This is a genomic window from Zymomonas sp. (assembly GCF_020216885.1).
GTDB lineage: Bacteria > Pseudomonadota > Alphaproteobacteria > Sphingomonadales > Sphingomonadaceae > Zymomonas.
In genome coordinates, this window is the sequence record NZ_JAIWON010000061.1 from 1 (window position 1) to 10,000 (window position 10,000).

Sequence of the window (10,000 nt, forward strand, 5' to 3'; positions counted from 1 at the left end):
TCGCCTCCTATTGGCATGAGGGCAGGGGTATTATTCCCTATTTTGCTCGTCTGAAATTGGGCTTTGTCCCACGAGATAAAAAGACAGAGTGATTTTTTGTCCTGATTGTTGATTTTTCTAAAATAAGCCGCCTTATGTCATAAAAAGGGTCTCGTTTTCCTTTATGACAAGAGAACGAAATCCTATTCTATTTTTTAGAAAAAGAGCATTAGCCAATAGCGAATTATTTATTTTAAAATTCTTTTTAAAACTTAAATTTTGGAATTTTATTAAAATAAATGTGGAATAATTTAAAATTTATTGTATATTTTTACGGATATAGAACAATATATTTTTTAGGAAATTCCATGTTGAAATTAAGTGCCAGAAACCAGATTAAAGGCAAAATAATCAAAATTGCCAAGGGCGCCACCACTTCCCATATTACCTTGGATGCCGCCGGAACCACACTGATGGCCTCTATCACCAATGAAGCCGTAGAAGACCTGAAATTGGAAGAAGGTAAGTCGGCTGTCGCCGTCATCAAAGCATCCGATATTATGGTCGGGATCGAAGCATAATAAAGCTGTGCCAGCCTTCTTTGAGAGGGCTGGCATATCTTCCAAAAAACGGCGGCAACAGAGCCGATTTTATATGGAAGGCCAGCGATTTTATGTCTGGTTATTTTTTCCAGATAGGCGGATTTAAGCCGCTTCCAATTTCACCTGCACATCACAGGGTTTGGCATAATAGGGGGTAGAGGTGACAATAATATCAGCGCCAGCCTCTATATAATCGGCTATATTTTCTGGATTGATGCCTCCAGCAGCGGCGAGTGATGGAATATGGTCAAAAAATTTCAATCTTTCTTGTAAATGATGAAGCTGTTGGGGCGTAAATTTTTCCAGTTGCAAGATATCGGGCGAAAATTGAGCGACGGTTAAAGCCTGTTCTATGGTTTCAACCTCTACCGTGATTTTTCTTTCTGGCATATTCTGTTTTAACCGCCCGATCGCTTTACCAATATCGAAATTCATAAATGTCAGATGCTCGGCAAAAACCAGCAGCGTTTCTGAAAGATTGATCCGGTGCATAACTCCGCCGCCTGCCAATACAGCTTTGACGGCTAAGGGGCGGGTTAAAGGAGGGGCTTTGCGAGTGCAGCCAACGACGGCTAAAGGAGATATCTTTTTGGCCAAAGTCACCATCTTATGGGTCATGGTGGCGATGCCTGCACTCCATTCCATCAAACTCTGGGCAGATTTCCAACCCAAATGAAGTTGGCCTGCCGAGGCTTTCGCCTCTAAGAGTAACATGCCGGATAAGGCACGACTACCAGAAGGTATCGCATAATCTATGGATGCCCCCAGTTGCTTTAAAATAGCGGCGGCTTCTTCAACGCCGCTCGCGATCTGGTCATCCCGCGCCGTAAAGGTGATATGGGCGGGGTGATCTTGGATGCCCAAGGATCGGGTTGTTAAATCGCCATAACCGGCATCTTCCATCCATAAATTTTCTATCAAACCAGCCGAAATTGGTAAAAAATGGGGCGCAGGAAAAGGCGAGTTCGACATGATTTTTCTTCTGTCTCTTAAGGTATGAATAGATTTTTTCGGCAATCTAGAAGGCAAAGCAGAAGAATTTTTATTCTGGCGGCATTGTCAGTGAAGTCAGCTTGACCATCGGTAGTTTGACCGGTTTGACGGCATCTTGATGCACCTTGAAAAGCCGCTCTTTTATCGGTGAAGAATCGACAAAATCATTATAGGCTTGCGCGAGATAATGCTGATATCTCTGTTTTTCTTCGGCTTCATCCGTTGGATCACCCTTATCCTCTTCAAGATAAAGCGACATTTTCCGCAAAATATGCAATCGGGCGACATTTAATATCCGAGGATCATACTCAACATCCAACGCCGAGAAAAAATCTTCAGCAGACGATAATTGGCGCAATGTGTCAGTAAAAGACATAATCATTCCTTGACGTTATGGACGGGCAAAATCCCTGTTAAAAAACAGTTTATCGCAGGTCAGTGCTGGGCTGGGCATGGCTAAAATGTTGATGAATCAAGGCAATTTCCGATAATCCAATGGAACGTTTTTGATGGCTCGCTTGCATTTTGACCGCAGCCAACAGATTCTGGATCATGTCTTCCTGCGCTTTGATGCCCAATAAAGAGAGCGCATGACGGATAGCCGCCCGTCCCGAATGTTTTCCCAAAACGATTTCACGCTGTCTTCCCAGCTTTTCGGGATTGAAGGCTTCATAACTTGCCGGATTGCGCAAAAGGCCTGCCACATGAATGCCGGATTCATGTTGAAAAACAGATTCCCCAACAATGGCTTTATCCGGTGGAATGGTTCGACCTGCCGCTTGGGCAACATATTGCGCTAGATTATAGAGTTTTTCGGGACGAATCCGCGTTTCTTTGCCTGCGATATGGCTGGCAGCTATCGCCACCTGTTCGAGTGAGGCATTGCCTGCGCGTTCTCCCAAACCGAGAACCGTGACACTAGCCCCTTTGGCTCCGGCTTTGATCGCAGCGAGACTGTTGGCGGTGGCTAGTCCCAGATCGTCATGGCCGTGAAATTCGATATCAAGCGGGCTTATTTGATGAAGTTGGGTGATAATTTCATAGGTCGCAAAAGGGTCAAGAATCCCCAATGTATCGGCAAAGCGGATTCTGAAGGCACCCGCTTCTTCAATCACGCCCAGTAAATCGGTTAAAAAAGATATTTCTGTTCGGCTGGCATCCTCTGCACCGACAGAGACTTCTAATCCGTGATCTTTGGCATAGCTGATAACCTTTTGGCAGAGTTCCAATATATCCACTGCCGACAGATCGGGAAATTTGGCTGCCATTTGAAAAGGCGATGAAGAAATAGAAAGATGGACGGTCTTGGCACCTGTTTCCAAGGCCTTATCCACATCGGCAATTTTCATCCGACACCAAGGAATGACCCGTGCTGTTTCGCTCTGTTGGTCAATTTGGCGGATGGCTTCGATTTCGCTAGCCCCCATAGCGGGAATACCGGCTTCGATTTCATCAACGCCCGCCTCATCCAAGGCTTTGGCAATATGTAACTTCTCGGATAGCGTAAAGGCAACACCCGGAGCCTGCTCTCCATCGCGCAATGTCGTGTCGTTAATGATGAGATGTTTGTCACTTTTTGCAGGCATAACAACCACCTTCTGTTTCTATTAGTTATTTTTATATAATTTATTATTAAATATTATTATAATATATCTCTATTTGATCGGGGGTCTTTTAAAATTTTATTCATTTGCTCTAGGACATAGCTGACATCTTCTTCGCTATTCTCTCGCGAGAAAGAAAAACGAAGGGCGCCATGGGCAAATGGGTAAGGCACTCTCATGGCTCTCAACACATGGGAGGGCTCTATTGAGCCAGAGGCGCAGGCCGAACCGGAAGAAGCAGCAATGCCGGATTGGTTGAGAAAGGTTAAAAGAGCTTCGCTGTCTTTATTTTCAAAAGCGATATTGAGAGTGTTCGACAAGCGATGTTCTCTGTCGCCCAGAATCGAGGCTTTGCTATCCAATGCTAACAGGCCTTGTTCCAATTTGTCGCGTAAAGCCGCTATTTCGGCATTGTCTTTTGAAACTGTATTGAAGGCCTTTTCGGCGGCCAGTCCTAATCCAACAATCGCAGGGATATTTTCTGTGCCGCCGCGTCTGCCTCTTTCTTGATGACCGCCTCGGATCAAAGGCTGTAGCTTTAATCCCTGACGCAGATAAAGAACGCCAACGCCCTTCGGTGCATGTAATTTATGTCCCGACAGTGACAACATATCGATATCGGAATTATGCAAGGAAACGGGTAATTTACCGATGGCTTGCACGGCATCGCTATGAAAAAGGCTACCGGCTTCATGTGCCATCCGGCTTAAAATTTCTATCGGAAAGAGGGTGCCTGTCTCATTATTGGCATACATGAAAGAGACCAGCGCCGTTTTGGGATTTAACGCGCGCTGATAAGCCTCAATATCAAGGCATCCTTGGCTATCAACCGCGATATAATGGATTTTGATATCCCGATATTTTTGGAGCCATGCGCAAAGACTTAAAATAGCAGGATGCTCAACTCTGCTTGTGATGATTTCATTGCGTTCGGGATTAGATGCCACAGCCGATAAGATTGCTGTATTATTGGCCTCTGTCCCGCCGCTGGTAAAAATGATTTCCTGTTCTTCCTTGGCGTTCAGCAGTTTTTGGACTTGCTGCCTTGCCATTCTAAGCGCGGTTTTAGCCTTGTGACCCCATGCGTGCAGAGAGGACGGATTGCCGAAATACTCGCCAAAATAAGGGATGATCGCCGAAAGAATTTCAGGATCAACACGGGTCGTTGCATTGTTATCAAGATAGACAAGCCTCATTTCCCAAAGCGCCTTTTCTGCTTTTAATGGCCGGGCGGCATGGGAATGACCCGCAACGGGACACCAATGCGATCAATCAGGGTTTTCTGGATACCATGCACCGTCAATGTCGATAATTGGCATTGGATACAACTGCCTGTCATACGGACGATAACTTTGTTATCTTCGATACAGATAAATTCGCAGTCGCCACCATCGCGTTTAAGCGTCGGTCGAATTTCCTCAATCGCTATAACGATATCCTGTTTATGCTGCTGTAGATCCATTTTCGGAACCCCTTCCTGTCTATCGAGGGACGGCAAAAAATCGCTTTCGGATGGTTGTTAGTGAAATGATTTTCCGCAGGAGCATTTTGAACCGGCATTCGGGTTGTCAAAAGTAAATCCGGATTCTTCGAGGCTAGTCACGAAGTCTATTTTTGTCCCTTCCAAAAGAGGGGCGGACTCTGCTTCGACAAAAATTTTAACGCCTTTTTCTTCGACAATAATGTCATCGACTTCAGCTTTCCGTGCCAACGCCATCCGGTATATCAAACCGGCGCAACCGCCTGTTTCGACCATGATACGAATAGCTTGCACGGAGGCATCGTCTGTTCCCGTTATGGATTTGCGGATAGCATCAGAAGCACTGTCAGTCAGATGAAGCATCGCCGTTTCCTGTATTGAGGCATTTCTCAACAGATCGGAGCAAATACTGTGCCATATAAAAGAGCCGCTATCCTTTGGCTCTTTTTTAGGAAAATGTCGGGTTATGCACTGTGACTATGGGACAAAATGTAGGCTTTTGAACAATCTTTCATCTGACCTGCCGAGAAAGCCAGATTTAAAGACTATGTGCTAACAGGCTTTCGCCTTTTTCGTCCCCGAAGCAATGGTCTATATCGTCACATTCTTCGCAAATAGGGGCGGGGCATAGACCATAATGGTCATCACGGCAGATGAGGCGGAACAGGAATTTTTTCCACTTCATGTCTTTCGTGTTTTTTTGCGCCAAAGGTTCGAAATAGCGTTCCATGAGCCAGCCAAGCTCGCGACGATTTCTTAATCCCAAATCCTGCCATAAGTGATGGGGTGCCATAGAACGGCGGGCAATCATTCCAGCCAAGATATATTCAAAGCGGGAATCCTGACTAGTATTACGACAGAGCAAATCCCGTAAATAATTTTCATCTTCTTCACATTTGGGTGCTTTTTCGTCGCTATAAGGCTGAAATATGGCTGTGGCATGGGGAAAATAATCGGCGATAATGTCGGTTATCATCGCACCGCTATGACCCAGCTTTTCCGAGAGGGGCGTTTCTTCTTTTTGAGCCTCTTCCAAGCTGATGGCGATAATAGAGGCAAGTATATGGCTTTCGAATTGATCGCATATACTTCCTCGTTGTGACATCAATCGATCATAGATGGACATGGAATTTCCCCGTTATCAAGCGGCGGCATGAATCTGGCTTTTGGTAGGGCAAACACGGGCGCAAGCACTGCAACCGATACAGGCACCTTCATCCTGAACAGTCATGACGGTTTTGATAATATCGCCGTCATCATCTTCTTCTGGGTCGATCAATTGGCCATCTTCATCGACGCCATAAAGGCCAAGGACATTGTGACCGCAGACTTTGTAACAGCGGCCACAGCCAATGCAGAGTTCAGGATTGATAGATATCAGATATTGAGGCTGCCATTCGCGGCCATCACGCGTATAAAAAGGCATGACATTTTCCTTTGCAAAAGGGAGATAGCGGCCTTGCTAGGCGGCGGCTGCCTCAGGAAATTGTTTGATGATCTCGATCGCGCTATCGACAGCCCGACAACCTTCTTGATTAAGGGCAGCCATATCTTCAAAGCAGAAACGATGAACATCCCGCATGCTTTTTGCCAAGACAACCAATCGACCCACAATAACGAATAACCGTCCGAAACCTTCGTGATTTAATTTCAGGATAGGGACGGCCATCTGCCCGCTTTTTTCTTCAATGGCCAAAGCGACCGCTTGATAGAAATAATCAATACGATCAATAATTTCAGGATCAGGATCACCGATGATTGGGATAGCGCGTCTTTCCTCTTTGGTGACGATATATTCGGAAAGGAGCGCTGTATCCTGTTTGTTTTCCCATGCACCAAAGCTGTCTTCTGCCCGAATACGGGTGATTAACATCCGCATAAAAGGGCTGTTTAGATCGCTCATCGCCCAGCCTCCCTTAGTCGTCATCTTCGTCGAGAAAATCCATTGAACGGGATGGCATCCCCATAGCCTTCCTTAACCATGGTGGCGGGTTACCCTTCATCATGTCTTGCACCCGTTTGATAATCGAAGCGATAGATTCTTCTGTCGGCAGTTTGACGGGGTGAATACCGGCATTCACGACCTTGGCGGCGGCGGGCCCCCCAATGGCAAGGATGAAAAGTAGTTTACAATCGGCCAAGGCTTCGACTTTGGGCGTAATTGTATCTTCGCCTTCTAGATGGCTACCGCTTTGATCAGAGATTTTGTGAAAACCCAAGGCTTCGACAAAATGAGCATCGTCAGAAGTTACATCCCATATGGAAAAGCGATTAGCACCGCCGAAATGGGCATTTAAAGATTTCATATCATTGGTGGCAATCGCGATCCGTAATAACGGGGCGACATCTGTATTGCCTGAGACAGTCTCTTTCCCGTGGGATTCAACTAATTGCAGACGACGTTCAGGCATAAAGCGGCTCCTTCAAAATATCTGCGCTGTTGTCAGCGAAATCAGCTGGTTTCGGGTGGTGTGTTTTTTCCAAAAACAGATTGGCAATTCGGAAGATTAAATTTTGGGTGCCTTGATATCCCAAGGTCAGATTATGGGCATTGCCGATCCGGTCAAAAATCGGGAATCCAACCCGAAATAACGGAATACCCAGCCGTTCTGACGCTTGTCTGCCATGACTATGGGTTACCAGCATATCAACTGGATGGTCACGAACCTCATCTTCAAAATCAATAAGGTCACCGACGATAACTTTTTCTGTCGGAATGTCTTTCAGATGGGGCGAATGGCTTGTTGATGAAACCGCGACCTCAATCCTTGCGCCCATCCCGTGAAAAAAATGGCTCAAGCTGACCAATAAATCAGGGTCGGCGGCAATGGCGACTTTCTTCCCGCCAAAATAGAAATGACCGTCCAGCATAGCATCTACCAATTGGCTTCTTTGTCGCCGGTAGCGTTGCGGAATGGATTTTCCCGATATGCGAGACAGCAAAGCCATCAATCGGTCTGATGCGGATAGGCCAGTTATATCAGGAAATAAGCTGGTCGGGATACCTGTCAGACTTTCCAATAACTCAGCCGGTTTTCGCATATGCTCGCCAATCGCGATCGTATGCGCTGAACGTGCCATATGGGCAACTTCTTCAAGGCGGGTGCCGCCCATAGTCGTTGTCATCCAGTTTTCAGGAATATGACCGTCAAGGGATGAAGAAATATCGGGAAGAATAACCGGATATAATCCGAAACTTTCGATAATATCCCGAAGTGCTTCAATATCGGCTGCGGTCTGATGCACCCCCGTCAAGACATTGATTTGTTGGAAAGAGGTGACGGCGGTGCTCCATGGAATGACAACATCGTCGATAATCGCGGTAACCGCATTTGACCAACCATCTTCCAAAGCCCCGTTATAATCAGGCGTTGAAACAAAGGTGATTTGGCGATTGGCAAGATCGGGGTTCTTCGCTTTGATTTCTTTTAAGGCACCGACATAATCTTCGCCCCGCGTTTCAACCAAGGCGGTGGATGCAATGCCGATAAAACGGGGATCAACACGGGCAGTCAGATTGAGGATGGCCTCTTCCAGATGGTTATGACCACCCAAAATAGTCGAGACTTCATTCATCGCGGTGGTTTGTAGTGGTATGGCTTCTTTGAAATGCCGGACGGCCAAAACCAGCGCAAAAGAAGTGCAGCCTTGGGAACCATGAAAGAGGGGAATGGCCTTATCAATACCAAGAAAGGCCAAAGCTGCTCCAAGTGGCTGCGAGACCTTTAGTGGATTGATGGATTCCGGTTTTTTGTTTTCGACAACAATGCTCATGATGCCCTCTCGTTAAAAAGATGATCGTCATCAAAAAGGTCGTCTATTTCCGGTGCTTCCCAGCCTTCCTCCCAAGGGGCAGGTTGTCTGACTTCTTGCCAGACCGGATTGGAAAGGGCGCAGTCGATATCCTGAACCAAAGCCAAAAGGCCGCTATAGCCAGCATAGGCTTTATGGCGTTCTTGGTTGATATCGACCCACGGGATTTTAGCTTTCAAAGCAATAAATTGGGTGCGTCCCCCCGAAAGCATGATATCGGCTTCGCCTGCTTTCAGGCGGTTATAAATATCGCGCGGTGGGATTTTTTCGATCATATGGGCATCACTGCCCATTAGCTTTTTGATTTTTTCTTTATCGGTTTCGGTCGATTTCCGAACAGAGGTGCCTACAATCTCGATACCGGTTTGTTGCAAAGCCGAAACGATTGACCATGATTTTACCCCGCCAGTATAAAGAAAAACCCGTTTGCCCTGTAATCTTTGGCGATAGGGTTCCAATTTTTCCCAGCAGCGTTTTTCTTCGGCTTCAATCAGGGCTTCTGTTTTGTCGATCAAATCAGCGGAAGCCCCCCCTTTGACCAGAAGGTCAGCAATCTTCCGAAGCGAGCGAGAAGTCTCCTCGATTCCGTAGAAAGAGCCTTCAAAGAAAGGAATGCCCCATTTTTCTTCCATTTTTCGGGCAAGATTGATGAGAGCCGCAGAGCAGACCATCATATTCACGCGGGAGCGGTGGGCAGAGGCTATATCCCGATAGCGGGCATCTCCGGTAATACAGCTATGCACCCGAATACCTAATTGATCGAAAAGCGGTTTGATCTGCCATAATTCGCCGGACAGATTATATTCGCCAATAATATTGATATCGGTATCGCTGCTTTGTTCTGGTTCCATTGTGCCGATGACGTGATCGAACAGCGTTTCACCCGCCAATTTATTGCCCAAATTTTTGGTGCCAATAAAGCCCGGTGAGTTGACGGGAATGACCGGAATATTCAATTTTTGGGCGGCATGTTTACAGACGGCTTCGACATCGTCGCCAATCAAGGCCGGAACGCAGGTGACATAGACAAAAATCGCAGGGGGATTGAAGCGTTCGGCTGCATTACGAATAGCCTTATATAGACGTTTTTCACCCGTTCCCATGATGATATCCATTTGGGTCAGGTCTGTCGTAATGCCATTCCGGTAAAGGGTAGAGCCAGAACTGGCGGATTGGCGGTTATCCCATCCATTGCCTTCGCAGGCCAAAGGGCCATGCACAATATGGATGACATCAGTAATGGGTTGTAAGACGATTTTGGAACCATCAAAGGCACAGCCGCCAGCGGTTGCCCCCGGTGTTAAAGGTTTGCCACAGCCTTTCCGACGTTCTTTTTTCCCCTTGGCCACATTTTTGGCACAAGCCGGTTCATTGAACAGACTGATTACTTTTGCCTTTAACCTGTTATCCATCAATGGCTCCTGAAAAGGGAAGGTCTGAAAAGGGGGGACGGACAGATCGGCTTCTGTCCGTCTTGGGGGTTAGCGCGTTAATTCGAAAGCATAGGCCGTGTCATTGGAGGCGGTTGC

At 46.7% G+C, this 10,000-nt stretch carries 13 protein-coding genes; 1 reads left to right on the forward strand and 12 read right to left on the reverse strand.

Translation table 11 applies throughout. The features are described 5' to 3' along the window. The first annotated feature begins 347 nt into the window (after nt 1–347). On the forward strand, nt 348–560 hold the full coding sequence (locus LDL18_RS03140) for a TOBE domain-containing protein (protein ID WP_296506954.1): 213 nt from the start codon (nt 348–350) through the stop codon (nt 558–560). A 123-nt stretch (nt 561–683) separates the two neighbouring features. Here LDL18_RS03140 and modD read toward each other — a convergent pair whose 3' ends face one another. The 12 genes from modD to nifE all read right to left on the reverse strand — a co-directional run bounded on the left by modD (nt 684) and on the right by nifE (nt 9,883). Continuing rightward, nucleotides 684–1,553, reverse strand: a complete 870-nt coding sequence (gene modD / locus LDL18_RS03145; RefSeq protein ID WP_296506955.1) for a ModD protein — start codon at nt 1,551–1,553, stop codon at nt 684–686. 70 nt (nt 1,554–1,623) lie between these two features. Then, nucleotides 1,624–1,950 (reverse strand): nitrogenase stabilizing/protective protein NifW, encoded by a 327-nt coding sequence (gene nifW, locus LDL18_RS03150; protein WP_296506956.1) that lies wholly within the window; start codon nt 1,948–1,950, stop codon nt 1,624–1,626. A 49-nt stretch (nt 1,951–1,999) separates the two neighbouring features. Beyond that, complete coding sequence (gene nifV / locus LDL18_RS03155; protein ID WP_296506957.1) at nt 2,000–3,160, reverse strand: homocitrate synthase; 1,161 nt, start codon at nt 3,158–3,160, stop codon at nt 2,000–2,002. A 56-nt stretch (nt 3,161–3,216) separates the two neighbouring features. Continuing rightward, nucleotides 3,217–4,374, reverse strand: coding sequence for a cysteine desulfurase NifS (gene nifS / locus LDL18_RS03160; RefSeq protein WP_296506958.1), 1,158 nt, complete (start codon nt 4,372–4,374; stop codon nt 3,217–3,219). 23 nt (nt 4,375–4,397) lie between these two features. After that, nucleotides 4,398–4,640 carry a NifU family protein gene (locus LDL18_RS03165; protein WP_296506959.1) on the reverse strand — a complete coding sequence of 81 codons (243 nt, stop codon included), beginning with the start codon at nt 4,638–4,640 and terminating at the stop codon, nt 4,398–4,400. 57 nt (nt 4,641–4,697) lie between these two features. Further along, nucleotides 4,698–5,021: an iron-sulfur cluster assembly accessory protein gene (locus tag LDL18_RS03170; protein ID WP_296506960.1), complete on the reverse strand. Its 324-nt coding sequence runs from the start codon at nt 5,019–5,021 to the stop codon at nt 4,698–4,700. Between the two features lie 175 nt (nt 5,022–5,196). Continuing rightward, on the reverse strand, nt 5,197–5,784 hold the full coding sequence (locus tag LDL18_RS03175) for a nitrogen fixation protein NifQ (RefSeq protein ID WP_296506961.1): 588 nt from the start codon (nt 5,782–5,784) through the stop codon (nt 5,197–5,199). Nucleotides 5,785–5,799: 15 nt separating this feature from the next. Further along, complete coding sequence (gene fdxB, locus LDL18_RS03180) at nt 5,800–6,084, reverse strand: ferredoxin III, nif-specific (protein WP_296506962.1); 285 nt, start codon at nt 6,082–6,084, stop codon at nt 5,800–5,802. A gap of 36 nt (nt 6,085–6,120) precedes the next feature. Then, nucleotides 6,121–6,561, reverse strand: coding sequence for a NifX-associated nitrogen fixation protein (locus LDL18_RS03185; protein ID WP_296506963.1), 441 nt, complete (start codon nt 6,559–6,561; stop codon nt 6,121–6,123). Nucleotides 6,562–6,574: 13 nt separating this feature from the next. After that, on the reverse strand, nt 6,575–7,069 hold the full coding sequence (nifX, locus tag LDL18_RS03190; protein ID WP_296506964.1) for a nitrogen fixation protein NifX: 495 nt from the start codon (nt 7,067–7,069) through the stop codon (nt 6,575–6,577). Beyond that, the gene (nifN, locus tag LDL18_RS03195) at nt 7,062–8,432 is read right to left on the reverse strand and encodes a nitrogenase iron-molybdenum cofactor biosynthesis protein NifN (RefSeq protein WP_296506965.1); all 1,371 of its coding nucleotides are present in this window, start codon (nt 8,430–8,432) and stop codon (nt 7,062–7,064) included. The genes nifX and nifN overlap by 8 nt, the downstream gene beginning before the upstream one ends. Beyond that, entirely contained in the window at nt 8,429–9,883 is a 1,455-nt protein-coding gene (nifE, locus tag LDL18_RS03200; protein ID WP_296506966.1) for a nitrogenase iron-molybdenum cofactor biosynthesis protein NifE, read from the reverse strand. The genes nifN and nifE overlap by 4 nt, the downstream gene beginning before the upstream one ends. Nucleotides 9,884–10,000: the final 117 nt, after the last annotated feature.